This window comes from Stenotrophomonas sp. YJH_SMC_110 (assembly GCF_059369255.1).
This window is the reverse complement of the sequence record NZ_JCAFSM010000009.1, coordinates 161877-187628: the sequence shown is the minus strand read 5'-3', so window position 1 is coordinate 187628 and position 25752 is coordinate 161877. Positions and strand designations below refer to the sequence as shown.

Genomic DNA, 25752 nt, shown 5'->3' with positions numbered 1-25752 from the left:
ATCGCTGGAGAACTGGGGAGCTGTCATGCAAAAAACTCAATAACGCCCCCACCTCATGCCCAAATCTCAAACTCCAATTCGAATAGCCAAACGCCCAAGTTCCTCATCACCTACCTTCAATCCTCGAAACGGACCCAGCCATGCCGCCGAATCGATTCCAACACCGTGGACACGTGAACCCAGGGAACAACCGTCATAACAACTTAAACAAAATGATTCATCAACGGCCCCTCAGATCCCGCCAGTGGCCGATCTGGTCAATCCCTCCGCGCCCGCATTGCGAAGAAATCTACCTTGGCGCGTCACCACTGCTTCGACCGGTGACATACAGACTGGCAACACCGTCAAGCCGAGCAACTTCATCGAGGCGGCCGTTTAACCCCAACTTCCATTGAACAAGCAACCGCCCAGAACCCTATGCCCTCACCTTCCTAACCGACTCCACCCACTCAGCCCAGACAGAGGAATCATCAAGACAACCGGAATCACCTGGAGGCGACATAAGGCGAACAACAACTTCGAACAGCGGAAGATCCTCACCAGATCGATCAAAAATCGACTCAAGGAATACCATCATTACCGAGAACGCATCCAGCAACGCCAAGTACTCGCCCGACGAATTAATTTGTGCGCTACAAAATTCAGAATTAAGAGCAATCCCCACGGTGACAACCTCTGCAAATGCATCACACCAGTCATCCCACATTGCCGGATCGTTGGGCAAGCCATTCGCCCATAGAAATGACCCTCCCGAAGATAACAGATCAACAAGAGTGTCCTGCCCCTCCCCCCTCTCCATATACTTCTGAAGGAACACGCACATCAATACATATGCAGCCTGAACGGAAATTCTTCCAGCATCTTTCACATCACTAGCACTCATTTCGTGACCTTCTTTTGCTCCGACAGCCCGCCCGCCAGTGCGCCAACTGCCTGCGACAACGCCAGCACCATCTCTTTCTGCTCCGGGCTCAGCTTGGAGGGGTCTCCGCCGGTCAATGTATTAGTCAGTACCTTCGCGGCCAACTCGCCGCCGGCCGCGGACACGGCTCCGGTTCCCGCACTGCCACCATCGGCTTCCGCCAGCAGCGCACCCAACACCGCATGCGACAGCAGTTGCAGAGTCGCATTGGGGTCGCTGCCGTGGTTCGGGTCAAGCGTGCTGCCGATGAAGTGAGCGGCATAGGGCGCCAGTGCATTGGACGCGGCCTGGCCAGCGCCCTGTCCCGCCACACCGCCCACCAGCGCCGTCGTCACTGCGTTCAGTGCACGGTTGTACTCATCGATGCCCCCTACTTCCCCGCGCCGCTGTATGCCTGGCTATTTGCCGCCGCCATCTTGCTGCGCACAGGCACCCGATTCCATCGCCCTCAGTCACAAGGCCGTGTTGACCTTCATCATTCGTCCAATCCGCGGCCAGATCAACATGTAGAAGGCACCCACGGCCAACCCGATGAAAAGCATGATGCCAGCGCGCCTGGGAGCCCACCCAAACCAAAAGGAAGGACTGGTCCAGACCTTTATCCAAGCGCCAGGAGAGAAGGCACCCTCGAACGCGAGCCACGCCAACAAGGCACAGATTGGTGCAGCTACAACATAACGAGCTTTGAACCGCGGAAGAAACTTGTCCACAAGCATAACCCCGGGCACACCGAAGATGAGGCCCAACACAGCGGCTATGGCGCAAACCAGCGATGTGAAAATTGCAGCCTGCGAAAAGCTGCCTATCCGAGAACTCAGCGGAATGCCTATGAATAGAGCCGCTCCAAGCACGGAGCTGGCAATCACAGACACAATCTTTGCCCCCAACTCACGCTCACTCACTGGCAGATCTCCACCATCTTTCCATCAGAGCCCCGGTAGCTCATGCATTTCTGCCTTGAGGGAAAAGTACTCCAAGGCCACCGCAACTTGCCAACTTCGCCACCAGTATCGCGCGTATTGGAACTCCACACTTGGCCCACCAATTCGAGTTGAACATTGGACGCGAACCCGTACCCCAGCCTCTGGTTGAGACTGAGAATCCACCGAATCCATCCGGAAGCACCTGTCGGATCACAAAGCCCGGATCCAATGCATGTGCTCCAGGCACCATGATGTTGATCAGACTGCTGGTGCTCGGATCGACGATCGATGCTGGAAAGCCCCAGCTCCGGAGGCAGGCCGTAGGAGAGTCGCCACAGACCGGAGGAAAGGCAGCGATAGGTGAGCTCCACAGCGAAGCTCCAGTGTTCTCGATCTCCTGCGCCGGCCACACTACGCACCAGCGCATGCGGACTGTAGTCGTCCAGGGTCAGCAGGTAGACATACCATTCGATGTCTTCCATCACTGCTGCGGAAGTCGCCTGAATCACGCCTACTCCGTTCTGTAGTCCATCGAGGTCGTTGGAGGCGTGTACACGCCCACCTGCAGACAGCCATTGGAGCAGGAACGGTAGAGCCACGCCATGCGTGGATGGGCTACCCGCTGTGCCGACCAACGGTCGGCACCCACCAGAGCAGACCCAGACCCCGTGCCAAGCAAGCTTGGCACCTACCAGAACAAGGACAGTGGAAGTGCCGACCAACGGTCGGCACCCACCACGTCAGTGCGCCGCCACGTCAGGCCTCGTAGGCGGACTCGCCGTGCGAAGTCACATCCAGGCCGGTGCGCTCTGCTTCTTCGGTCACGCGCAGGCCGACCACGACCTTGACCACCAGCAGGATGACCGCGGTCATCACCGCCGACCACACCACGGTCAGGCCGACGCTGACCACCTGCACCCAGACCTGATGGGCGATATCCAGATCGGCCTTTGTGCCGCCCAGCGACTGCGCACTGAACACGCCGGTGAGGATCGCGCCGACGATGCCGCCGACACCATGCACACCGAACACGTCGGCGGTGTCGTCCACCTTCAGCAGGCGCTTCAGGCCGGTCACGCCCCACACGCAGACCACGCCAGCGACAAAACCGATCACGATCGCGCCAAGCGGCCCGACGGTGCCACAGGCCGGGGTGATGCCGACCAGACCGGCCACCGCACCCGACGCAGCGCCCAGCGCCGACGGCTTGCCCTTGCCGATCGCCTCCACCAGGGTCCAGCCAAGCACGGCAGCGGCGGTGGCCAGCACGGTGTTGAGGAAGGCCAGCGAGGCCACGGTGTCGGCCGCTGCTGCCGAGCCGGCGTTGAAGCCGAACCAGCCCACCCACAGCAGCATCGCGCCGATGTAGGTAAACGGCACATTGTGCGGCTTCAGCGCGGTCTGGCCATAGCCCAGGCGCTTTCCGACGAACCACGCGCCGACCAGGCCGGCGACGCCCGCGTTGATGTGCACCACGGTACCGCCGGCGAAGTCGATGGCACCCAGCTCACCCAGGTAGCCGCCACCCCAGACGATATGTGCCATCGGGATGTAGCTGAGGGTGAACCACAGCGCCGAGAACAGCAGCACCGCGCGGAACTTGATGCGCTCGGCGAAGGCACCGACGATCAGCGCGGTGGTGATGCCGGCAAAGGTCGACTGGAACGCGACGAACAGATAGTCCGGCAGGCCCTTGATCGGCGTGTTGCCCACCGACTCCGGGGTGAAGCCCTTGAGGAAGGCGAATTCGGTGAACGAGCCGAAGAACGGATTGCCGGCGCTGAACACCGCGCTGTAGCCATAGGCCACCCACAGCAGCAGCACCAGCGAGAACACCACCAGGATCTGGCTGAGCACCGACAGCACATTCTTCGAACGCACCAGGCCGCCGTAGAACAGGGCCAGGCCCGGTACCACCATCAACAGCACCAGCAGGGTCGAGGTGAGCATCCAGGCGACGTCGCCACGATCATAGGCGGCGGCCGCTTCGGCCACGGCCGGCGCCGCGGCGGTGGCGGCCGCATCGTGCAGCGGCTCGACCGCCACGCTTTCGCTCGGCAACGGCGATACCTGGGCCTGGGCATGGGCGCTGCCCGGCCAGGCACCGGCGGCCAGTGCGCTGAGCAGCATCAACAGGCACACCAGATGGAACCGGGCTTGCCACCCGGTGAGAAGGCGCATCTTCATGGGGGGAATCTCCGGAAGGGGGTTACAGCGCGTCGGCACCGATTTCGCCGGTGCGGATGCGGATGACCTGTTCGACGGCGGTGACGAAAATCTTGCCGTCACCGATCTTGCCGGTGCCTGCCGACGACTGGATCGCTTCGATCACCGCGTCGGCACGCTCGTCGGTGACCACCGTTTCGATCTTGATCTTGGGCAGGAAATCGACGACGTACTCGGCGCCGCGATACAGCTCGGTGTGGCCCTTCTGGCGACCGAAACCTTTCACTTCGGTCACGGTGATGCCCGACACGCCTGCATCGGACAGGGCCTCGCGGACCTCGTCGAGCTTGAACGGTCGGATGATGGCGGAGATCAGTTTCATGCGCATGTCCCGAGGGTGGATGGGGCCAGCGCGCCAGCGCGCGTTGGCATCAGGCAACCACGGGTCATCAGGATGATGACCGTGGCTGTTGCACCGGACACGTACAGGGCCGGGACGGCCGTGCCTCTCTCCTTGCACGACCGACGCGGGAGGGAGGGCGGCCCTGGTCGCGTATCCGGTCTCTCTCTTGCCCCTGGATAGGGATCAGCGCCCATTCGTAAACGAATGGGATCCGACCCCGATCTGACCGCGGCTCCCCAGCCGCGAAAACGGAAGCGATGGCGGCGGGTGGGAGGGGGAACCCACCGCCATCGCATCCGGTCAGCTGGCGTAGTACAGCTGGTATTCCAGCGGGTGGGTGGCCGCGCGGAACTTGGTCACTTCCTGCATCTTCAGCGCGATGTAGCCGTCGATGAAGTCATCGCTCATCACGCCGCCGGCCTTCAGGAACTCGCGGTCCTTGTCCAGCGCTTCCAGCGCCTGGTCCAGCGAGGAGCAGACCTGCGGGATCAGCTTCTCTTCCTCCGGCGGCAGGTCGTACAGGTCCTTGTCGCTCGGTGCACCCGGGTCGATCTGGTTCTTGATGCCGTCCAGGCCGGCCATCATCAGTGCGGTGAAGGTCAGGTAGCCGGACTGGATCGGGTCCGGGAAGCGCATTTCGATGCGGCGCGCCTTCGGGTTGGACACCCACGGAATGCGGCACGACGCCGAACGGTTGCGGGCCGAGTAGGCCAGCATCACCGGCGCCTCGAAGCCCGGCACCAGGCGCTTGTAGCTGTTGGTGCCCGAGTTGGCGAAGGCATTGATGGCCTTGGCGTGCTTGAAGATGCCGCCGATGTACCACAGCGCCAGCTGGCTCAGGCCACCGTAGCCGTCACCGGAGAACAGGTTGGTGCCGCCCTTGGACAGCGACTGGTGCACGTGCATGCCGCTGCCGTTGTCGCCCACGATCGGCTTGGGCATGAAGGTAACGGTCTTGCCGTTGCGGTGCGCGACGTTCTTGATCACGTACTTCATGCGCAGCAGTTCATCGGCCTTCTGCACCAGGGTGCTGAACTTGGTGCCGATCTCGCACTGGCCGGCGGTGGCCACTTCGTGGTGCTGCACTTCCACTTCGATGCCGACCTGTTCCAGGGTCTTGCACATCTCGGCGCGCAGGTCGTGCAGGGTGTCGGTCGGCGGCACGGGGAAGTAGCCGCCCTTCACGCCCGGACGGTAGCCGCTGTTGGCGCCGTCGTACTTGGCGCCGCTGTTCCAGGCGGCTTCTTCGGAATCGACCTTGAAGAAGGTGTTGCCCATTTCATTGGCGAAACGGACCGAGTCGAAGATGAAGAACTCCGGCTCCGGGCCGAAGAACGCGGTTTCGGCGATGCCGGAGGACTTCAGGTAGGCCTCGGCGCGCTTGGCGATGCCGCGCGGGCAGCGGCCGTACGGCTGCATGGTGGCCGGATCGAGGATGTCGCAGCTGATCACGATGGTCGGATCTGCGTAGAACGGGTCGACGTAGGCGCTGGTGGTGTCGGGCAGCAGGACCATGTCCGATTCGTTGATGCCCTTCCAGCCGGCGATCGAGCTGCCGTCGAACATCTTGCCTTCTTCGAACAGCGACGGTTCGACAATGCTGACCGGGAAGGTGACGTGCTGCTCGACGCCACGCATATCCACGAAACGCAGATCGACGAACTCGATCTGGTTGTCCTTGATCAGCTTCTCAACGTTTTCCACGGACATCGGTACGACCTCGGATGGGGATGAATGCCTGCTGAGGTACAGCAACGACCGTGCCAACTTTTCGCTGGCCGCAAGTCATTGATTTCAAAAAGGGCGCTCCGTGGCGGTGCAGAACGGTGCGCACCAAACGGGTGCACCTGCCACCAGACGCACCCGTTTGGTGCGGCAGGGATCGTCTATCCTCTCGACCTTCCTTCCGCCGCGCGTCACGCACCGTCCATGTCCGACCTGCTCTCCGCCCTGCTGCTGGGCATCCTCGAAGGCTTGACCGAATTCCTGCCGATCTCCAGCACCGGCCACCTGCTCATCGCCCAGCACTGGCTGGGTGCCCGCTCGGACTTCTTCAACATCGTCATCCAGGCCGGCGCGATCGTGGCCGTGGTGCTGGTGTTCCGCCAGCGCCTGCTGCAGCTGGCCACCGGCTTCAACCAGCGCGAGAACCGTGAGTACGTGTTCAAGCTGGGCGCCGCCTTCCTGGTCACCGCCGTGGTCGGCCTGGTGGTGCGCAAGGCCGGCTGGTCGCTGCCGGAGACGGTCAGCCCGGTGGCCTGGGCATTGATCATCGGTGGTGTCTGGATGCTGCTGGTGGAGGCCTACACCGCGCGCCTGCCCGACCGCGACCAGGTGACCTGGACGGTGGCGATCGGCGTGGGCCTGGCACAGGTCGTGGCCGGCGTGTTCCCCGGCACCTCGCGCTCGGCCTCGGCGATCTTCCTGGCCATGCTGCTGGGCCTGAGCCGCCGCGCCGCCGCCGCCGAGTTCGTGTTCCTGGTCGGCATTCCCACCATGTTCGCCGCCAGCGCCTACACCTTCCTGGAAATGGCCAAGGCCGGGCAGCTGGGCAGCGAGGACTGGGCCGACGTGGGCGTGGCCTTCCTTGCCGCGGCCATCACCGGCTTCGTCGTAGTGAAGTGGCTGATGGGCTACATCAAGTCGCACAGGTTCACCGCCTTCGCGATCTACCGCATCGCACTGGGCGCGGCGCTGCTGCTGTGGTTGCCCTCCGGCAGCTGAACAGCGCCGGGGTACGGTAACCCCGTTGCCGGCCCCACCCCGTTTCCCCCACGGTTCCCCAAGGAGAATCACCATGAACCGCAAGCTCACCCTGCTCCTCCCGCTGGCCCTGATGGCCGCCTGCAGCCAGACCCCGGCCCCGGCCGGCACCGGCGGCGACGACGTGGCCCCGGCCGCGGCCAAGGCAGCAGACCAGCAGACGCTGGCGCACCTGGATGCGCAGCGCCTGCAGAGCCAGCACTGGCTGCTGCAGCAGGCCACCGGCGCCGACGGCAAGCGCATCGACGCGCTGTTCGCCCGCGAAGACAAGCCGGTCACCCTGGACTTCGCAGATGGCCGACTGTCGGTCAGCAACACCTGCAACCGCATGGGCGGCGGCTACACCCTGGCCGACGGCAAGCTGACGGTCAGCGCGATGGCCTCGACCATGATGGCCTGCACCGACAAGGCGCTGATGGCGCTGGACGAAGCCGTGTCGAGCCGCCTGCAGGGCGAGCTGAAGGCCGAGCAGGATGCCGATGGCAAGCTGACGCTGACCAACGCCAAGGGCGACGTGCTGGTGTTCAACCCGGAGCCGACCGCTGAAACCCGCTACGGCGGCGCCGGCGAAACCGTGTTCCTGGAAGTGGCCGCCAAGACGCAGAAGTGCTCGCACCCGCTGATCCCGGACTACCAGTGCCTGCAGGTGCGCGAAGTGAAGTTCGACGACAAGGGCCTGAAGCAGGGTGAGCCGGGCAAGTTCGAGAACTTCTACGGCACCATCGAGGGCTACACCCACGAAGACGGCGTGCGCAACGTGGTGCGCGTGAAGCGCTACGAAGTGAAGAACCCGCCGGCCGATGCGCCGTCGCAGGCGTACGTGCTGGACATGGTGGTCGAGTCGGCCATCGAGAAGAAGTAAATAAACAGAAGGGCGGCCACGAGGTCGCCCTTCTACGTTCTGTAGCGTCGACGCAGCCCCACGTGCCAGCCTTGCCACGATGAAGATTCTCGCCATATCCGGCAGCGCGCGCCGGCAGTCGACCAACACCGCTCTGCTGGTGGCCCTGAAAGCCATCGCGCCGCCCGGCATGGAGATCGAGGTCTACGCCGGGGTCGGCGAACTTCCGGTGTTCTCCCCCGATCTGGAAGGCACCGATGAACCCTGCAGCGTGACGCGCTTCAAGGCGGCCATCGCCCGCAGCGACGGTGTGCTGGTGTGCAGCCCTGAATACGTGCGTGGCATTCCCGGCGGATTGAAGAATGCGATCGACTGGCTCGTATCCGGCGACCAGATCGTCGGTCGGCCCATTGCGTTAGTGCATGCGTCCCATCGTGGCGAGGACATGCTGCAGGCACTTCGCGCGGTGCTGTCCACGGTCAGTGCCGCGTTCAGTACAACGCTGTTCCTGCGTGTACCGGTGCTGGGCCTGGAACCGGAGGAGATCTTCGAGGTGCTTCAGTCGGAAGTGCATCGCGCCGAAGCGGATGCGTTCCTGGCAGGGTTTGCTGTTTACTGCAGGTCCATTGCGTAGCAGAAGCAGCCGAGCATGGGCTCGGCTCTACAAGGCATAGTCGAGCATGGCTCGACTCTGCAGAAAGCAAAGCCGGGCATGCCCCGGCCCTACAAGGGCTCTCAGCCCAGCGCCGGGTTCAACGTGTAGGTGCCGTGCAGTGCCGCTTCGGCGAGCACGTGGCCGTGCATGGCGCGGTAGGCGTCGGCGGCGGTGAAGCGTGCCGGCAGCTGCAGCGATGCCACGTCCAGCGCGAACACGCGGAAGAAGTAGTGGTGCAGGCGTTCGTCGTTGAACGGCGGGTACGGGCCGTCATAGCCCAGGTAGTCACCGGCCATGTCCGGATTGCCTGCGAACCAGCCGGTGAAGTCGTTCAGGCCCTGGCGGCTGCCGGCCGGGCCGGCCGGTTTGGACTTGCCCTTCACCACGAAGCCGTCGCTGCAGCTGCCTGCGGCGATCTCGCGCACCGAGGCCGGAATGTCGGCCATTACCCAATGCACGAAATCACAGCGCGGCTGGTCGCGCGGCACGCTCATGTCGGTGCGGCCGACCGTCTCCGGCACGGTCGGCACGTCCGGATCGACACACACCAGCAGGAACGAACGGGTGCCCTCCGGCACATCGCTCCAGGCCAGGTGCGGATTGCGGTCCGGTGCGAAGCCCGCGGCATCGCCGGCGGCGAATTCGCGGTCGATCGGAGCACCGTTGGTCAGGCTGTGGCTGCTCAGTTGCATCGGCGTGTCCTCACTCTTCCGGGTAACCCAGGCGCACCGCGATCGGGGTGAGCTTGGCGAAGGCGGCGCTCATCACGTCGCGGTAGTTGCGCCAGTGGCCCGGCGGGAAGCGCGGCGCACCCAGTTGCGCGGCTGGCGGCATCGGCCGCTCGAACAGGCGGCCCAGCAGTTCGGCCATCGCCTGCGGATCGTTGCCGATCTGGTCGATGCGCAGCAGCACCTGCGGGTACAGATCGTCCTCGTGCAGGGCGGCGACCTGGGCCAGCGCGCGCGCCAGCCATTCGCTGGCTTCGGCCAGCGAGGTCATTGCCAGAGGTGCGGCGGCACCGTAGGCCACCCAGTCCAGCAGCATGTCGCGCGGATCGCGCAGCACCACCAGCAGGCGGCCCTGCGGCAGCTGCGGGCGCAGCGCCCACAGCAGCGCGTTGTCCCACCACAGCAGCCAGTCGATGATCGCGTCGTCCTGCACGCCGCGCGACGGCAGCTGTTCGCGCCAGCGCTGCACCAGCCGCTCCGGGGTCAGCACGCCGGAGGCGAGGTCCTGCAGCGTGTGGTAGTTCTGGAACGCGTCGTCGGGTGCGTTGGAGGTATAGCGGTCGCTGCGCAGCACCGGGCTGGCGGCGGCCAGGCCGGTCGCCACGCGCTCCACGCCCGAACCCGGCGCGCCCCACAGGAAGATCGGCGCGGAAGTGGCATCACCGTCGATCTCGCCCTTGTCCGGCCAGCTCGGCGGCGCCTTGGCCTGCGGCGGCAGCGGCAGGCGCTGCGGTGCCTGGTCGGCCTGCAGTGCCAGCCAGGTCTGCAGCGCGTCTTCGTGCTGCCCGGCGCGATCCTGGATCTCACCCAGCCAGGTGCGCAGGTCGGCGCGGTGGCCTTCCGGTGCCATGTCGATCAGCGCCTGCACGCGGGCGACCGCGGCGGCCGGATCGCGCTGCAGCAGGCCTTCGACCAGGCGGGTTTCGCCGCTGACGCGGCCCGGTTCGAGGTTGACGATGCGCTCGGCGATCGCTTCGGCCTGGGCGTGTTCGCCCACCATGTCGTGCAGGCGCAGGCGCGCTTCCAGCGCCGGCAGGTGGCCCGGCATCGCGTCCATCCAGCGCTCGACCGTGGCGGCGGCGGTGGCACTGCCGACCTCTTCCACCGCCAGGCGTGCCAGCCACAGGTCGTGCAGCTGCGGGTGCTGCTCCAGGGCGGCATCCAGGCGTGCGCGGGCCTCGTCTTCGCGGCCCAGGCGCTGCCAGGACATCAGCAGCAACTGCAGTACGTCGCGGTCGTCAGGCAGCGATTCCAGCAACGGCAGCAGGTGCTCCAGCGCCTGCAGCGGCTGGCCGCTGCGCAGTGCCAGTTCGCCGGCCAGGCGGCGCATCGATGGCGTATCCAGGCCCTGCTGCTGCAGCGCGATCTGCATCGCTTCGGCGGCAGCGTCCAGGTTGCCCTGGCGCATGGCCAGCTGCACCACCAGGCCATGCAGCGAGGCGATGGTCGGGTTCAGTTCCAGCACGCGGCGGAACGCCTGCTCGGCGAAGGCCAGCATGTTCTTGCCCAGGTAGGCGAAGCCCAGTGCGTAGAGCACGCGAATGTCGTTGGGCTGGGCCTGGTTGGCGGCCGACAGCAGCGTCAGCGCGCGATCGGCATCATCGCGGCGCAGCGCGATCATGCCGTCGATGGTCAGCAGTTCCGGGTGGTCCGGTTCGACACGCGAGGCCAGGGTGGACAGGCGCTGCGCTTCATCGAAATCGTTGCGGCCGATCGCCAGGTGGGCCTGCATCAGGTAGGCAGCGAAGGCGTTCGGGTCCAGCCCGGTGGTGCGCGTCAGTGCTTCGCCAGCGCCGTCGAACTGGCGCAGGGCCAGCAGCAGGCCGGCGTGCTGCAGGTGCAGCTGGGCATTGTCCGGGGCCAGCTGCAGCGCCTGCTGCAGGGCCTCCATCGCGTCCTCGGCCTTGCCCTGCTGCTGCAGCGCAAGCGCCAGCCAGCGGTGGGCCTCGGCCTGGCCGGGTTCATCACGGGTCCACGCCTGGGCCAGCTGCACGGCCTGGTCGGCCTCGTTCTGGCGCAACGCTTGGATGATCTGGTCTTGCATGGCGGTCCGGTTCAAGGGCAAACCCGCATTGTAGCGGCCTGCGCGCCCGTGCCGGTTCAGCCTTGCAGCACGCGCTGCAGGCGCTGCGCCACCCAGCGCTCGGAGAAGCCGTCACCGCGCCAGTTTTCCAGGAAGCCACAGTGGCCGCCCCAGCAGGCGGTTTCCAGGTGCGCGTTGCGCGGCAGCTGCCAGTCGCTGAAGGTCGCGTACGGGATCACCGGGTCGTCCTGTGCCATCAGGATGTCGGCCGGCACCTGCAGCGAGGACAGGCGATCGCCGGCAATCGAGTAGCCGTCGAAATAGGCCTGCAACGAGCCGAAACTGGTGTGGCGCTCGACCAGCCAGGCGGTCAACGCGCGGATGTCCAGCTTCAGCACGCGGTCGTCGCAGTCGCTCAGTTCGGGGAACAGGTCGCGCTTGCGCCGCAACGAACCGGCCCACTTGCGCCGGAAGTACCAGTCGTACATTGCCGGGCCGTTCTCGATGCTCTCCATGGTCAGCGCCGGGTCCAGCACCGGGCATACCGAGGCGACGCGCAGCAGCGGCACGCCGGCCGCCGGCGCACGCAGGGCCAGGCGCAGCACGAAGTTGCCGCCCAGCGAGTAGCCGGCGGCCACCAGCGGCAGCTGCGGCCAGCGCTGGGCGATATCGCCTGCGGCATGCACCACTTCGTCGATCAGGTTGGAGTGGAAGATGCCGGGGTTGAGGTGATGGGTATTGCCGTGGTCGCGGAAATTCAGCCGCACCACGTCGAAGCCCTGTTCGAGCATGCGCGCGGCCGCCATGCGCATGTAGCTGGATTCGGCACTGCCTTCCCAGCCGTGCAGCAGCAGGGCCATGCCCTTGGGTTCGCGGCCTTCGACATGGCTGTGCCAGCCCTGCAGGCGCACGCCGTCGCCGCCGTCGAGGATCAGTTCTTCGCTGATCGCGCCGGTCGCGGCCAGCAGCAGCAGGCCGCGCTGCAGGCGCATGCGGCTGGAGCTGAGCATCGACTGCAGGTGCGGATTGCGCAGCCAGCGCGGTGGCTGGTAGTCAGCCGCGTGCAGCGTCGGCGTGCCGGCGTCCAGGACGGGTGGCGGGATCAGGGCCACCGCACCCTCACTGCGTGCTCATGGCCGCCACGATGCGCGCGCGCGACGTCTCCGCGATGCGCCGACGGCCTTCCAGGTCCTGCGCACCGATCGGTGCCAGGAAATGCACTTCCGCACGCCGCGCCGGCTCACCGAGCAGGCGCAGGAAATTGGCGAAGAAACTCTCGCCGGGGCCGAACGCGACAATGGTCTGCGCGTCGCCCTTGAGCCCATACACCAGAGCCACCGGCTGCACCGGCACGCCGGTCTCAACCGCCGCCTGGAAGATGCGGGCATGGAACGGGCCCACTTCGTGGCCACCGCGGGTACGCCCTTCCGGGAACACGCCCACTGCCTTGCCTTCGCGCAGGCGATCGGCCATCACCTGCATCACGCCACCGAGCGATTCGGTGTTGCCGCGCTGGTGGAAGATGGTCTGCCCGCGCGCGGCCAGCCACCCGACCAGCGGCCAGCTGGCGATCTCGCGCTTGGCGACGAAGCCCATCATGCGCTGGCTGTGCAGGATGCAGATGTCGACCCAGCTGACGTGGTTGGCGACGAACAGCACGGCGCCGGGCAGCGGCCTGCCGATCTGCACCAGGCGGAAGCCGAAGATCCACATCAGCCCGCCCTGCCACCAGTTGACCACTTTGGCCCCCAGGGTCGCCTCGCCCACGCGCAGTTCGCCCCACGGCCGAAGCATGCCGATCAGGATGAGCGGCAGGAACACGACGATGTGGACCAACAGCAGCGGTACGCGGTACAGGTAACGGCACACACGCGCCACGCCGCCGCGGGGGGCCGGAGTGGGGGAAGTCATCCGCGCACGATACCGGAGGGCCGTCATCGCTGCCAGCCGATTTAGGCCATAACACCCATCGACCGGGGCAATCGGCAGGGAACGCTGGGTTCCGCTGCCGTCACCGCCCGTCCGGGGCTCAGCCGTGGCCGGCCGCCACCACCGCCAGGGTCAGCCGCGAGATGCACACCAGCCGGCCCTGCTCGTCCTCGATGCGGATCTCCCACAGCTGGGTGCTGCGGCCCACGTGCAGCGCGCGGGCGGTGCCGGTGACCGTGCCCGAACGCACCGCACGCACGTGGTTGGCGTTGATTTCCAGGCCCACGCAGATCTGCTTGGCCGTATCCACGCACAGGTTGCCGGCGCTGCTGCCCAGGGTCTCGGCCAGCACCACCGACGCGCCGCCATGCAGGATGCCGTAGGGCTGGCGGGTGCGCTCGTCCACCGGCATGGTGGCCTGCAGCCAGTCGTCACCGGCCGCGCTGAAGACGATGCCCAGCGACGCGATCGCGGTGTTGCGGCTGAGCGTATTGAGCTGCTCGAGGGAAACGGCTTCGCGGAACACCTGGGTCATGCGGGCACCTTCAGAGGATGGGAACGAGGCCGGCGCCGAATGCGGTCAGCATGCGTACCAGCAGCCACTTCGGGCCGACATTGACCTCGGGGAAATCACCCACGGCGACATAGCAGCGGTGGAAGCCCGGGTCCTGCCGGGGCAACGGCTGCGGGCAGTCCGGGCCGGGCTTGAACTCGTAGTCGGTGGCATAGCGCCACGGCCAGAAGTCGAGGATCGGCAGTGCTTCGGAGGCCTTGCCGACGCTGTAGTTGAGCCCGGACAGCACCGGCGGCTTGGCCCGCGGCGCCACCGTCCACGAGTTCTGCGGGTGGGTGTCGCGCAGGATGCTCTCGGCCAGCTGCTCGGCGAAGGCCGGGTCATCGATGATCACCGCGCCTTCGGTGTTGTAGTTCTCGCTGCGCGGGTCGAAGTTGTGGGTACCGACCACGCCGATGCGGCGATCGACCACCAGCGACTTGGCATGCAGGCCCATGCGCGCGCCCTTGCGGGTGACCGGCAACGGCTTGTTGACCGCCTTGCTGCCCAGGAACGAGGGCCGGGTCTCGGTGCGCAGCAGGCGGGTCTCGACCTCGCTGCCGGCCGCACGGCGGCGCTCGCGCGCGTTCTGGTAGGCACTGCCGGTGCGCGGATGGTTCACCGGCCCCTGCTTGCCGGTGGGTGCCGGATGCTCCTCGCGATCGCGACGGTCGCCGGCATTGCTGCCGGCAGCACTGCCGCCGATCAGCGGGTTGCGCCCGCCGTCGTCGTCGCCTTCCGGCGCGGCGATCGGGTCGGGCAGCAGGTTGCGGTAATCGACCGGTGCATCCAGCGGGAACGGCTTGTATTCGAAGATGTTGAAGCCCAGTTCGCGCATGTTGCGCCGCTTGTACTTGTACGACAGCGCATAGACGATCGGGTTGTCGGTCGCCGCCAGGCTGTTGCTGGACACCACCACGCGCGGCGGCTGCGGTCGCTTGCGCAGCTCGCGGAACAGCTTCTGCGCCGGTTTGGACAGCACCAGGTACGGCGTCTGCAGGATCACTTCCTTCTGCGCGCCGGCGATCAGCGCATCCAGCTGCGGCTCGGTCACGTGCTGTCCGGCCAGCGGCGCATCGGCCTTCTCGCGCCGGTGCTTGCGCGGCAGGTCGGCGACATAGCGCACCGAGGCCACCGGCAACGCGGTATCGACGAAGGAACGGCTGACGAAGTCCATGTCATTGGCTTCGGCACTGACCCGCTCCACCCGCTCGGGGCGGCGGAAGCTGGCCGGCGGCAGGGTCGGCACGCCCTCGCGCAGCAGGGTGCGGCCGACATCGTTCAGGCGCTCGGCCGGCACGCTGCGCCTGGCGCGCCAGAAGGCATCGAAGTTGGCCGCCATCGCCCGCGCCTCCGGGCCGGCGATCAGCACGTCGCGGTCGCGGAAGTTGTACTCGCGGTCCCAGTCGTAATAGTCGTCCTGGTAGTTGCGGCCGCCGACCACGCCGATCGCATCGTCGATCACCAGCAGCTTGTTGTGCATGCGCTGGTTGAAGCGGCGGAAGCAGCACAGCACGCTGCCGGCATAGTCGAAGTAGTTCAGCCGGGCCTTGCCGAAGGTCGGGTTGTAGACCCGCAGCTGGAAGTTCTGGTGCGCGCCGGACAGGGCGCCGAGGATCTGCAGGTCGGAGATCGCCGAGAGCTGGTCGATCAGCACCCGCACCTTCACCCCGCGCCGCGACGCGGCCAGCAGCTCGTCGATGACCAGCCGGGCACTGTCGTCCTTGTCGAAGATGTAGGTCTGCAGGTCGATGCTGCGGGTGGCGCTGCGCAGCAGGTTCAGGCGCGCGACCAGGGCGCCCTCGCCCTCGTCGAGCAGGGTGGCGTAGTGGCGTGGCTGTTCCGGGGTGGATTCGGTGAACGCCCGGCCCGCCAGCGCACGCAACGGCGAGTCCTGCGCGCAGCGGTCGGCGCGCTGGCAGTCGACGTCGGTCGAGCGCGCCTGCACGGCAATCGCTTCGGCACGGTCACGCTCGGCATGCGAGAGCGATGCACAACCGCTGCCCAGCAACACGGTTGCCAGCGCCAGGACGCGCAGCAGGAGGTTCACGGTTTCGGCGCCTCGCTCAGGCGCGCACGCAATACGAAGGTCACTCGGTCACTCAAGGCTAGCTGCCAGCTGTCCATTCCGTACCGGCCTCGCTGCACGGTACCGCGGCTGACGACGTCGCAATCATAGCCGGGTCGGGCGCACTCCGCCTTCTCGACCTGCAATGACTCGGGGTGGCTGATGCCGCGCAGGGTCAGCCGGCCGTTGATGGCGCCGCCCTGCTCCACGGTCTCCGGCCAGTAGGGCAGCGAGTCGAACTCGACCACCGGATGGCGCCCGGCATCGAAGAACTCCTCGCCGCGCATCCAGCCGGTATAGCGCGCCTTGCCGGGGATCTCCACCGAGCGGGTGAACATCTTCAGGTGCACCTGGTGACGGCCGTCGGACAGGATCTCGATACGCCCCTCGAAGTGCGGGAACACGCCTTCGATGCGCTGGCCGAATCGGGTGCGCACCTCGAAGCCGATCCGCGAGCGCTGGGTATCCAGGCGCAATACCCGTGGCGCCTCGGCGGACACGGGCGGCAACGGGGTCGGTGGGGGCGCCGCGGCCCAGGCCGGGCCGAGCGCCAGCAACGCGGGCAGCAGGAAGCGGCTGCGCCGCGCCAGGCTCATCGGATCACGGCCACCAGAACGCGTTCAGGCTGGCCACGCCGGGTTCGATCGAGGCCTCGCGCGGGAAGCCAAGCACGGCCACGCCGCCCGGCGGCATGCCGCGATAGTCACTGCTGGTGCCGTCGGTCATCAGGGCCACCAGCTGCTCCAGGCCCGGGTTGTGGCCGACGATCAGCACCCGGTCCAGGTCACGACGCTCGTCCACCAGCGCCGCCAGGGTGCCCGGGGTGGCTTCGTAGATCCGGTCTTCCAGGCGCTTTTCGACATAGCCGATGGCCGTCATCACCGCTTCCAGGGTCTCGCGGGTACGTCGCGACGGCGAGCACAGCACGCAGTCGGGCAGCAGGTTGTTTTCCTTCAACCACTTGCCGGCGGCTTCGGCCTCGGCGAGCCCCACCGGCGACAGCGGCCGGTCGAGGTCGGCCTGGCCGGAAACGGCGGGTTCGGCATGGGCATGGCGCAGCAGGATCAGTTCACGCATCGCGGGTTTCCATGGAGAAGAGGATGCAGCAGGAGAAGTGAGGCAGGCATCAAAGCTTGAGCCAGGACAGCAGCGGCTCCCAGTCGGCCTGGTGTTCGCGCACCTGGGCGGAGCGATAGTCGAACAGGCTGCGGCCCAGGCCGGTCATGACCACGTAGCTCTGGCTGTCACGCAGCTGCGCGACCACCGGGTATGGCCATTCGGCCAGCATCTGCAGCGCCTGCTGCGAGGTCTGGGTCCAGGGTTTGGTGCGGTTGAGGACCAGCCCCACCGGCAGCTTGCGGCTGTGCACGCGCGGGTTCTGGGCCAGGCTGTTGAGGAAGCCGACGATGGCTTCGATATCCAGCGCCGAGGGCAGCACCGGCACCACCACGGCGTCGGCCGCGTCCAGGAAATGGGGGATATCGTCGGCCAGCGCACCGGCCGGTGCATCGATGATGACGGTATCGGTACCGTCGGGCAGCTTCTGCGCCCACTGCTTCTTCCGATACACATCGATGGGGAGCACCGCGCTTTCCAGCCCTGCACGCCGTTGTGCCCAGCGGGTGCTGGAGCCCTGCGGGTCGGCATCGGCGATCACCGTGGCCTTGCCCTGCAATGCCGCGTACGCGGCCAGGTGGGTGGCGACGGTGGTCTTGCCCACCCCGCCCTTGGAACCGGCCACCAGGATCGTCTTCATGCCAGCCTCGCTTCCGGGTACGTGCCCCGAGCGTACACCGGCGGTGGTGACGGGAGGTAGCACCGTGCTGAACCAGTGGCCATCGCCTTTGCTATCGTGGCGCCCCCGAAGGATCGAACCGGCATGAGCGAACTGCAGGACCTGAGCGCACTGATCCGCGCCAATACCCCCCTGATCGTGATCGAGACCCAGGATGAGGCCCGCATCGTCGAGCTGTTCCGGCAGACGCTGATGCACGTGTGGCGGGCCCTGCACCGCTGGTCCATCACCGAGGGCCTGCGTCGCATCGACCTGGACCGCGAGGACCCGCCGGTCGGCCCGCCCGATGCCAGCGCCGCCCTGCAGATGATCCGCCAGGCCGATCAGCGGGGTGTCTACCTGCTGCTCGATTTCCACCCCTACCTGGGGTATGCCAGCCACCAGCGCGCGCTGCGCGACCTGATCCAGCGCCGCCATAGCGAGCCGCATGTGCTGGTGCTGATCGGCGCCAAGGTCGAGCTGCCGGCCGAGCTGGAGGCCCTGGCGGTGCGCTTCAACCCGCGCCTGCCCGATGCCAACGCCCTGCTGAAGATGCTGCGCGAGGAGGCCGACGCCTATGCGCGCGAACACGGCGGCCGCCGTGTCGAGGTCGACAGCGAGGCGGTGAAGAAGATCCTGAAGAACCTGCAGGGCCTGAGCCTGGTCGATGCCCGCCGCATCGCCCGCCAGCTGATCTACGCCGATGGTGCGCTGCGCGACGACGACCTGCCGCAGCTGGCACGGCTGAAGTTCGAGCTGCTCAACCGCAGCGGCCACCTGTTCTTCGAGCATGACAGCGCGCGCTTCGGCGACGTGGCCGGTGCCAACCGGCTCAAGCGCTGGATCAGCCAGCGCCGGGTGGCCTTCATCGCCGGCTCGGCACCGGCCGGCCTGGATCCGCCGCGCGGCATGTTGCTGCTGGGCGTGCAGGGCTGCGGCAAATCGATGCTGGCCAAGGCCACCGCCGCCGGCTTCGGCGTACCGCTGCTGCGCCTGGACGTGGGCGCGCTGTACAACAAGTACCACGGCGAGACCGAGGCCAACCTGCGCCAGGCGCTGGCCTCGGCCGAGCAGCTGGCGCCCTGCGTGTTGTGGATGGACGAGATCGAGAAGGGCCTGGCCAGCGGTGGCGAGGACGGTGGCGTATCGCGCCGCGTGCTCGGCTACCTGCTGACCTGGATGGCCGAACGCAAGGCGCCGGTCTTCATCGTCGCCACCGCCAACCAGGTACACGAGTTGCCGGCCGAACTGCTGCGCAAGGGCCGCTTTGACGAGATCTTCTTCGTCGACCTGCCCACGCCTGAGGTGCGTGTGGAGCTGCTGCGGCTGCACCTGGGGCGACGCCAGCTCAACGGCGACGACTTCGCGCTGCCGGCGCTGGCGGCCGCGGCCAATGGTTTCTCCGGCGCCGAGATCGAGCAGGCGATCGTGGCCGGGCTGTATGCGGCGCACGCCGAAGGCCGGCCGTTGGATACCGAGCTGCTGATGAACGAGATCCGTGCGACGCGGCCGCTGTCGGTGCTGATGGCCGAGCAGGTAGAGGCATTGCGGGCATGGGCGTCGGGGCGGACGGTTTCCGCGGACGATTGAGGGGTTCCGGCGAACGGCGCAGCCCCTCGTGGCTGGTTGCTGAAAGCAACAGCTGCGGTTGGCGATCAGCCACGTGGAAGAAAGAAAAAGAGCAGAAGCAAAAGCAAAAGCGGTTGGCTGGCTGCTCTTGAGGCCCTGGGGTCAGATCCGTTTTCCAGAGGAAAACGGATCTGACCCCAGTTCGATTTCTATCCCTGGCAGATCTCATCCACGCATGGCATGGACCTACCGTGTCGACCAAGGTCGACACCTACCAACAGCCGCCGGAACCTGTCGAAGGCGGGGCACTGTGGGTTTGCGGGGTGTGAGCCGCATGGATGCGGCGACCAAGCCCCCATGGATGGGTTTACGGCGGCCCCGCAAACCCACAGTGCCCCGCCATCCCGCAGGAAGCCCGCTGTTGCTTCGGCTGCTGCAGTTGCTCCAGCCGTTGCCTCTGCGGGTGCCGGGTGCAACCCGGCCCCCCCCTCCCTCAGGGCCAGGCCGGCGGCGCGGCCGCCCAGGCCTGCTGCACTTCCGCCAGCGAGGCGCGCTCGTCGTCACGCCACAACGGCAACAACTGCGCAAAGCGGCTGCTGTCGCTCCATTGCGTCGGCTCGGTACGCACCGCTGCGGCATACCACTGCACCGCCTCCTGCTTCTGCCCGGCCCGCCACAGCGCCAGCGCATAGGTGGGTGGCAGCCAGCCCGGCTTGCTCAGCGAACCACCGGCAGCGGCCTGCCATTGCTCCAGGGCGGCTTCGGGCTGGCCCTGACGCAGCAGGTCCCAGCCGTAATTCCAGCGCACGCTACGGCCCAGGCTGCCCTGCACCGGCGCATCCTTCAGTGCTTCGCGATACAGCTGTTCACCCAGCTCGGTGCGGCCCTGCGCAATGGCCACCGACGCCAGCTGCACGGTGGCCTCCACGGTACGCCGGCCGCGCTCGCGCTGTTTGAGCAGCTGCGCCACCAGCGCATCCCCGTCGGACTGGACCACGATCATGGGCACGGCGGCCGCATCGCTGTCGAAGTAGAACTCCTGTGGTGCCGGCACCGCCGGCGCGGCCCACACGGGGGCCGTTCCCGAGACCAGCAACATGCTGCCCAGGATCTTTCCTGCAACTGACATCCCTTCTCCCCAGGCCGCAACCGCAGCCTCCCTCTCTCTCCCCGATCCTAACCCCAGCATGGCCGCCGGCGCGAGTGCCGGGGCGGTCGGGCCTCGCTGCTACAATTCGCGCCTTTCCCGCCGCGTGCCTGCACGCGGCCGGTGCCAGCCGATCCTGACCGGGCCAGCCATGACCAGTACCGCGCAACTCACTTCGCCCTCTTCCGCCGACCTGATCGACCGTGACTACACGCTCGACCACAAGTACACCCGCAACGAGGGGCGGATCTACCTGAGTGGCGTGCAGGCGCTGGTGAAACTGCCGTTGATGCAGCGGCTGCGCGACGCGCACGAAGGCATCGACAGCGCCGGTTTCGTCAGTGGCTACCGTGGCAGCCCGCTGGGCGGCTTCGACCTGGAGCTGTGGCGCGCGCGCAAACACCTCGACGCGGCCAAGGTGAAGTTCACCCCCGGCCTGAACGAGGACCTGGGCGCCACCATGGTGTGGGGCACCCAGCAGACCAACCTGTTCCCCGGCGCCAACGTGCAGGGCGTGTTCGGCATGTGGTACGGCAAGGGCCCGGGCGTGGACCGCTGCGGCGACGTGTTCAAGCACGCCAATGCCGCCGGCACCTCGCGCCATGGCGGCGTGCTGGCGCTGGCCGCCGATGACCACGCCTGCCGCAGTTCAACCCTGCCGCATGGCAGCGAGGACGAGTTCGTCAGCGCCATGATGCCGGTGCTGAACCCGGCCGGCGTGCAGGACATCCTGGACATGGGCCTGCTGGGCTGGGCGATGAGCCGCTACACCGGCCGCTGGGTCGGCTTCAAGACGATCGCCGAGACGGTGGAATCGTCGGCCTCGGTCGAGGTCGATCCGATGGCGCGCCGCATCGTGCTGCCGGAAGACTTCGAGATGCCGACCGGCGGCCTCAACATCCGCTGGCCGGACCCGCCGCTGGACCAGGAAATGCGCCTGCACCGCTATGCGGTGAAGGCTGCACAGGCGTTCGCCCGCGCCAATGGCATCGACAAGGTGGTGATGGATGCGCCGCGCGCGCGGCTGGGCATCGTCACCACCGGCAAGAGCTACCTGGACGTGCTGCAGGCGCTGGAATACCTGGGCCTGGATGAAACGGCGTGCGCCGACATCGGCATCCGCGTGTACAAGGTCGGCATGACCTGGCCGCTGGAGCCGCAGGGCATCGCGCGCTTCGCGCAGGGCCTGGAAGACATCATCGTGGTGGAGGAGAAGCGTGCCTTCATCGAGCGCCAGATGAAGGAACAGTTCTTCAACTGGCCGGCCAGCTGGGGCCAGCGCCCGTCCATCGTCGGCAAGTACGACGAGAGCGGTGAGTGGATCCTGCCGTCCACCGGTGAACTTACCCCGGCCACCATCGCCGGCGTGATCGGTCGCCGCATCCAGAAGTTCTTCAACAACGCATCGATCGAGCAGCGCCTGCAGTGGATGCAGGAGAAGGAAGCCGAACTTGCGTTGCCGCGCGCCAGTTTTCCGCGCGTGCCGCACTACTGCTCCGGCTGCCCGCACAACACGTCCACCAACGTGCCGGAAGGCTCGCGTGCGCTGGCCGGCATCGGTTGCCATTACATGGTGACCTGGATGGACCGCAGCACCGATACCTTCACCCACATGGGCGGCGAAGGCGTGACCTGGGCCGGGCAGGCGCCGTTTACCGATACCCCGCACGTGTTCCAGAACCTCGGCGACGGCACCTACTTCCACAGCGGTTCGCTGGCGATCCGCCAGGCGGTCGCTGCCGGCGTCAACATCACCTACAAGATCCTCTACAACGATGCGGTGGCGATGACCGGCGGCCAGCCGGTGGACGGTCCGCTGAGCGTGCCGGACATCGCAAAGCAGATGCGCGCCGAAGGCATCCACACCATCGTGGTGCTGTCGGACAACATCGGCAAGTGGACCGGCCAGCGCGAGCACTTCCCCAGCGACGTCGAGTTCCATGACCGCAGCGAGCTGGACGAAGTGCAGAAGCGCCTGCGCGAAGTGAAGGGTGTTTCGATCCTGATCTACGAACAGACCTGCGCCACCGAGAAGCGCCGCCGCCGCAAGCGCGGCAAGCTGGAAGACCCGCAGAAGCGGGTGCTGATCAATTCGCTGGTCTGCGAAGGCTGCGGCGACTGTGGCAAGAAGAGCTTCTGCGTGTCGGTGCTGCCGAAGGAAACCGAGTTCGGGCGCAAGCGCGAGATCGACCAGTCCAACTGCAACAAGGACTATTCCTGCGTGAACGGCTTCTGCCCGAGCTTCGTCACCGTGCACGGTGGCCAGCCGCGCAAGGGCAGCAAGCGCGATGCGTCCACGCTGCTGGACAACCTGCCGGCACCGACCCTTCGCGACAGCCTGGAACAGCCCTGGAACATCCTGATCACCGGCGTCGGCGGTACCGGCGTGGTGACCATCGGCGCGCTGCTGGGCATGGCCGGCCACCTGGAAGGCAAGGGCGCGACCGTGCTCGACCAGACCGGCCTGGCGCAGAAGGGCGGCGCGGTGACCACGCATATCCGCATTGCCCGTCGCCCTGAAGACATCCACGCCGTGCGTATCGCCGCCGGTGAGGCCGACCTGGTGCTGGGCTGCGACATGGTGGTGGTCAACGATTACTGGGCGCTTTCGAAGGTGCGTGCCGGCCGTTCGCAGGTGGTGCTGAACACCTACGAAGCGATGCCGGGCACCTTCACCACGCGCCCGGACATGCAGTTCCCCGCCGCCGACATCATCGCCGGCGTGCGCGTGGCACTGGGCGGCCAGGAACCACTGCTGCTCGATGCCACCCAGCTGGCCACCGCGCTGCTGGGCGATGCCATCGCCGCCAACCTGTTCATCCTCGGCTACGCCTGGCAGCAGGGCCTGGTGCCGCTGTCGTTCGACTCACTGATGCGCGCCATCGAGCTCAATGGCGCCGCCGTGGCGATGAACCAGCAGGCCTTTGCGTGGGGCCGCCTGGCCGTGGTCGATCCGCAGGCCGTGCAGCAGGCGGCCGGCCTGGTGCGCAACCGCCACACCGATGCCGAATCCACCCCGGGCCCGCTGCATCCGCTGCCACCAGGCGAGTGGGAGGGCAATGAATGGGGTGCCACTGCGGCACCGCGCAACACCGGCGACGAACGCGAACTGCGCGGCCTGCCCTCGCACGGTGGCGACGTGGCGTTCCTGCCGCTGGATGACGCCCGCCTGTCGCGCTCGCTGGATGAAATGATCGAGCGCCGCGCCGCGTTCCTGGTCGAGTACCAGGACACTGCCTACGCCAACCGCTACCGCAGCCTGGTCGAGCGCGTGCGCACCGCCGAAGCCGACCGCATCGGCGGCTCCACTGCGCTGACCGAGACCGTGGCCCGCTACCTGTTCAAGCTGATGGCCTACAAGGACGAGTACGAAGTGGCCCGCCTGTACACCAGCGGCGACTTCCAGCGCCGCCTGCAGCAGCAGTTCGAGGGCGACTACCGGCTGCGCTTCCACCTGGCGCCGCCGCTGTTCGCCAGGAAGGATGAGCAGGGCCGGTTGCTGAAGAAGGAATACGGCCCGTGGATGTTCAAGGCCTTCGGCCTGCTGGCCAGGCTGAAGTTCCTGCGTGGCGGCCGCTTCGACGTATTCGGGCGCACCGCGGAACGCCGCATGGAGCGCAAGCTGATCGGCGATTACGAGGCCACCGTGCAGGTACTGCTGGACGGCCTGGATGACGACCGCCTGGCCCTGGCGGTGGAGATTGCCAGCATCCCCGAGCACATCCGCGGCTTCGGCCACGTCAAGGAAGCGCATTTCGAGCAGGCCAAGGCGCGCGAAGCGGCCCTGCTGGCGCAGTGGCGCAATCCGAAGGCGCTGCATATCGTGCAGGTGGCTTGAAGGGAGTGCCGGCCGCTGGCCAGCATTCATCCCGGCAATCGGTTGCCGGCCAGCGGCCGGCACTACCGATGGTTTACCCCAACCGCCACAGCAGCAGGCGGTTGTTGGCCGGCATCGCTACATCCCCCAGGCGGGTGAATCCGTGGTCGGCGGCCAGCGCCTGCACCGCTTCGCTATCGCGGATGCCGCTGCGCGGGTCGCGCGCCTTCAGCCAGGCATCGAACTGCGCGTTGCTGTCGCTGCTGTAGCGGCCGCCGTAGTTGAACGGGCCGTACGCGGCCAGCAGCGCGCCGCGACGCAGCACCGATGGCAGCGCGGCGAACAACGCCTGCACGTGCGCCCAACTCATGATGTGCAGCGTGTTGGCGCTGAACGCGGCGTCGAACGTGCTGCTCTGTGGCAGGCTGAGCCCAGGCGCCGGTGGCAGTTCCACCTGCAGCGCCACCGCCGGCAGCAGGTTCAGCAGCGCCGCTTCCGCGCGCCAGGCCTCGATGCCGGGCAGATGGTCCGGATGGTCGCTGGGCTGCCAGCGCAGCCAGGGCCAACGCTCGGCGAAGAAGGCCGCGTGCTGGCCGGTGCCGCTGCCGATTTCCAGCACCCGATGGCGGTCGCCCATCCACGGGTCGAGTGCGGCGGCGATCGGTTCGCGGTTGCGCTCGCAGGCTTCTGAATGCGGCTTGCTCGACATCAGGACGGTGTCCGGGCGGGGTCGGCCCCATTGTGCACGAGGGGGGTGTTCCGAGCAGGGCTGCGCCCTGCACCTGCTTCAAGCCACAGCAACGGCAACAGCCAAAGCAACAGCAACAGCGGGCTTCCTGAGGGATGGCGGGGTGGAGTGGCAGGGGACGCCGTAAATCCGTCCATGGAGGCTCGGTCGCGCCATCCATGGCGCTCACGCCCCTGCCACCGGACCCACCCCGCCTTCGACAGTTGGCCGCGATCTGTCGGAAACATCTTGGGGTCAGATCCGTTTTCCGCAGGAAAACGGATCTGACCCCGAATTTCATTCGATATCTGACAGATGTGTCGACCAAGGTCGACACCTACCAGCAGCGCACGGAATCTGTCAGAGGCGGGGCGGTGTGGGTGGGCAGGACCGTTGGCGCCATGGATGGCGCCATCGAGCCCCCATGGGTGAGGGCGCTTTGCTTGCGAAGCACTGCTTCGCAAGCGCCCGAACGCACAGCCGCCAGCGGCTGGGCCGGACCCCGGAGGGGGGTTAACGGCGTGTCCTGCCCACCCACACCGCGCCGCCATCCCTCAGCAAGCCCGCTGTTGCTGTGGCTGTTGCTCCGGCTCTGAGCAGGTGCAGGGCTGCAAGCCCTGCCGAAACACCCCCAACCATGACTGCAGTCACTTGCCCGGATGCCCCGCGCTGGCGAAAGTCGAGTGGTTGACGTGATCGGCTCGGCCCGTTGCCGGCCGCACGCAAGCGAGAGAGAGAAACGCT

Annotated in this window: 22 protein-coding genes; 5 read left to right on the top strand and 17 right to left on the bottom strand. The window is 66.8% G+C overall.

Annotated features, from left to right (window positions below; all coding sequences use genetic code 11):
- Positions 1-415: 415 nt before the first annotated feature.
- The 6 genes from AC5P6H_RS16690 to glnA form a co-directional block, all read right to left on the bottom strand.
- Positions 416-883 (bottom strand): hypothetical protein, encoded by a 468-nt coding sequence (locus AC5P6H_RS16690; protein WP_495202897.1) that lies wholly within the window; start codon positions 881-883, stop codon positions 416-418.
- Positions 880-1257 (bottom strand): VENN motif pre-toxin domain-containing protein, encoded by a 378-nt coding sequence (locus AC5P6H_RS16685; RefSeq protein WP_032959340.1) that lies wholly within the window; start codon positions 1255-1257, stop codon positions 880-882. The genes AC5P6H_RS16690 and AC5P6H_RS16685 overlap by 4 nt, the downstream gene beginning before the upstream one ends.
- 563 nt (positions 1258-1820) lie before the next feature.
- On the bottom strand, positions 1821-2327 hold the full coding sequence (locus AC5P6H_RS16680; RefSeq protein ID WP_152906982.1) for a hypothetical protein: 507 nt from the start codon (positions 2325-2327) through the stop codon (positions 1821-1823).
- A gap of 274 nt (positions 2328-2601) precedes the next feature.
- Positions 2602-4032 carry an ammonium transporter gene (gene amt / locus AC5P6H_RS16675; protein ID WP_014645492.1) on the bottom strand — a complete coding sequence of 477 codons (1431 nt, stop codon included), beginning with the start codon at positions 4030-4032 and terminating at the stop codon, positions 2602-2604.
- A 22-nt stretch (positions 4033-4054) separates the two neighbouring features.
- Entirely contained in the window at positions 4055-4393 is a 339-nt protein-coding gene (locus AC5P6H_RS16670) for a P-II family nitrogen regulator (protein ID WP_004134334.1), read from the bottom strand.
- 321 nt (positions 4394-4714) lie between these two features.
- Positions 4715-6124 carry a type I glutamate--ammonia ligase gene (gene glnA, locus AC5P6H_RS16665; RefSeq protein WP_014645491.1) on the bottom strand — a complete coding sequence of 470 codons (1410 nt, stop codon included), beginning with the start codon at positions 6122-6124 and terminating at the stop codon, positions 4715-4717.
- Positions 6125-6343: 219 nt separating this feature from the next.
- Here glnA and AC5P6H_RS16660 point away from each other — a divergent pair, with 219 nt between their 5' ends.
- The 3 genes from AC5P6H_RS16660 to AC5P6H_RS16650 all read left to right on the top strand — a co-directional run bounded on the left by AC5P6H_RS16660 (position 6344) and on the right by AC5P6H_RS16650 (position 8652).
- Positions 6344-7138 carry an undecaprenyl-diphosphate phosphatase gene (locus AC5P6H_RS16660; protein ID WP_014645490.1) on the top strand — a complete coding sequence of 265 codons (795 nt, stop codon included), beginning with the start codon at positions 6344-6346 and terminating at the stop codon, positions 7136-7138.
- Positions 7139-7211: 73 nt separating this feature from the next.
- Complete coding sequence (locus AC5P6H_RS16655; RefSeq protein ID WP_049420290.1) at positions 7212-8039, top strand: META and DUF4377 domain-containing protein; 828 nt, start codon at positions 7212-7214, stop codon at positions 8037-8039.
- Between the two features lie 79 nt (positions 8040-8118).
- Positions 8119-8652: an NADPH-dependent FMN reductase gene (locus AC5P6H_RS16650; protein WP_014645488.1), complete on the top strand. Its 534-nt coding sequence runs from the start codon at positions 8119-8121 to the stop codon at positions 8650-8652.
- A 101-nt stretch (positions 8653-8753) separates the two neighbouring features.
- Here AC5P6H_RS16650 and AC5P6H_RS16645 read toward each other — a convergent pair whose 3' ends face one another.
- From AC5P6H_RS16645 to AC5P6H_RS16605, 9 genes are all read right to left on the bottom strand, one after another.
- Complete coding sequence (locus AC5P6H_RS16645) at positions 8754-9365, bottom strand: YbhB/YbcL family Raf kinase inhibitor-like protein (protein WP_032961630.1); 612 nt, start codon at positions 9363-9365, stop codon at positions 8754-8756.
- Positions 9366-9375: 10 nt separating this feature from the next.
- Positions 9376-11445: a tetratricopeptide repeat protein gene (locus AC5P6H_RS16640; RefSeq protein ID WP_032961627.1), complete on the bottom strand. Its 2070-nt coding sequence runs from the start codon at positions 11443-11445 to the stop codon at positions 9376-9378.
- A 56-nt stretch (positions 11446-11501) separates the two neighbouring features.
- Positions 11502-12491 (bottom strand): YheT family hydrolase, encoded by a 990-nt coding sequence (locus AC5P6H_RS16635; protein ID WP_046427777.1) that lies wholly within the window; start codon positions 12489-12491, stop codon positions 11502-11504.
- A gap of 52 nt (positions 12492-12543) precedes the next feature.
- Positions 12544-13335 carry a lysophospholipid acyltransferase family protein gene (locus AC5P6H_RS16630; RefSeq protein WP_049441701.1) on the bottom strand — a complete coding sequence of 264 codons (792 nt, stop codon included), beginning with the start codon at positions 13333-13335 and terminating at the stop codon, positions 12544-12546.
- Positions 13336-13453: 118 nt separating this feature from the next.
- A complete protein-coding gene (locus AC5P6H_RS16625; RefSeq protein ID WP_014035502.1) occupies positions 13454-13888 on the bottom strand; it encodes a hotdog fold thioesterase in 435 nt (144 codons plus the stop codon).
- Positions 13889-13898: 10 nt separating this feature from the next.
- Positions 13899-15956 (bottom strand): phospholipase D family protein, encoded by a 2058-nt coding sequence (locus tag AC5P6H_RS16620; RefSeq protein ID WP_495202896.1) that lies wholly within the window; start codon positions 15954-15956, stop codon positions 13899-13901.
- Complete coding sequence (locus tag AC5P6H_RS16615) at positions 15953-16570, bottom strand: YceI family protein (protein WP_014645483.1); 618 nt, start codon at positions 16568-16570, stop codon at positions 15953-15955. The genes AC5P6H_RS16620 and AC5P6H_RS16615 overlap by 4 nt, the downstream gene beginning before the upstream one ends.
- 4 nt (positions 16571-16574) lie before the next feature.
- A complete protein-coding gene (locus tag AC5P6H_RS16610; protein WP_014035499.1) occupies positions 16575-17051 on the bottom strand; it encodes a SixA phosphatase family protein in 477 nt (158 codons plus the stop codon).
- 49 nt (positions 17052-17100) lie between these two features.
- Positions 17101-17730 carry a nucleotide-binding protein gene (locus tag AC5P6H_RS16605; protein ID WP_005420986.1) on the bottom strand — a complete coding sequence of 210 codons (630 nt, stop codon included), beginning with the start codon at positions 17728-17730 and terminating at the stop codon, positions 17101-17103.
- 123 nt (positions 17731-17853) lie between these two features.
- Between AC5P6H_RS16605 and AC5P6H_RS16600 the strand changes: the two genes are divergently transcribed.
- A complete protein-coding gene (locus tag AC5P6H_RS16600) occupies positions 17854-19338 on the top strand; it encodes an AAA family ATPase (RefSeq protein ID WP_014645482.1) in 1485 nt (494 codons plus the stop codon).
- 472 nt (positions 19339-19810) lie between these two features.
- Here the strand turns inward: AC5P6H_RS16600 and AC5P6H_RS16595 are convergent, their stop codons facing one another.
- Positions 19811-20446 carry a tetratricopeptide repeat protein gene (locus AC5P6H_RS16595; protein ID WP_049441698.1) on the bottom strand — a complete coding sequence of 212 codons (636 nt, stop codon included), beginning with the start codon at positions 20444-20446 and terminating at the stop codon, positions 19811-19813.
- A gap of 169 nt (positions 20447-20615) precedes the next feature.
- On the opposite strand from AC5P6H_RS16595, the gene AC5P6H_RS16590 reads away from it, so the two are divergent.
- Positions 20616-24302, top strand: coding sequence for an indolepyruvate ferredoxin oxidoreductase family protein (locus AC5P6H_RS16590; protein ID WP_495202895.1), 3687 nt, complete (start codon positions 20616-20618; stop codon positions 24300-24302).
- Positions 24303-24375: 73 nt separating this feature from the next.
- Here AC5P6H_RS16590 and AC5P6H_RS16585 read toward each other — a convergent pair whose 3' ends face one another.
- Positions 24376-24990, bottom strand: coding sequence for a DUF938 domain-containing protein (locus tag AC5P6H_RS16585; RefSeq protein WP_111205516.1), 615 nt, complete (start codon positions 24988-24990; stop codon positions 24376-24378).
- Between the last annotated feature and the right edge of the window lie 762 nt (positions 24991-25752).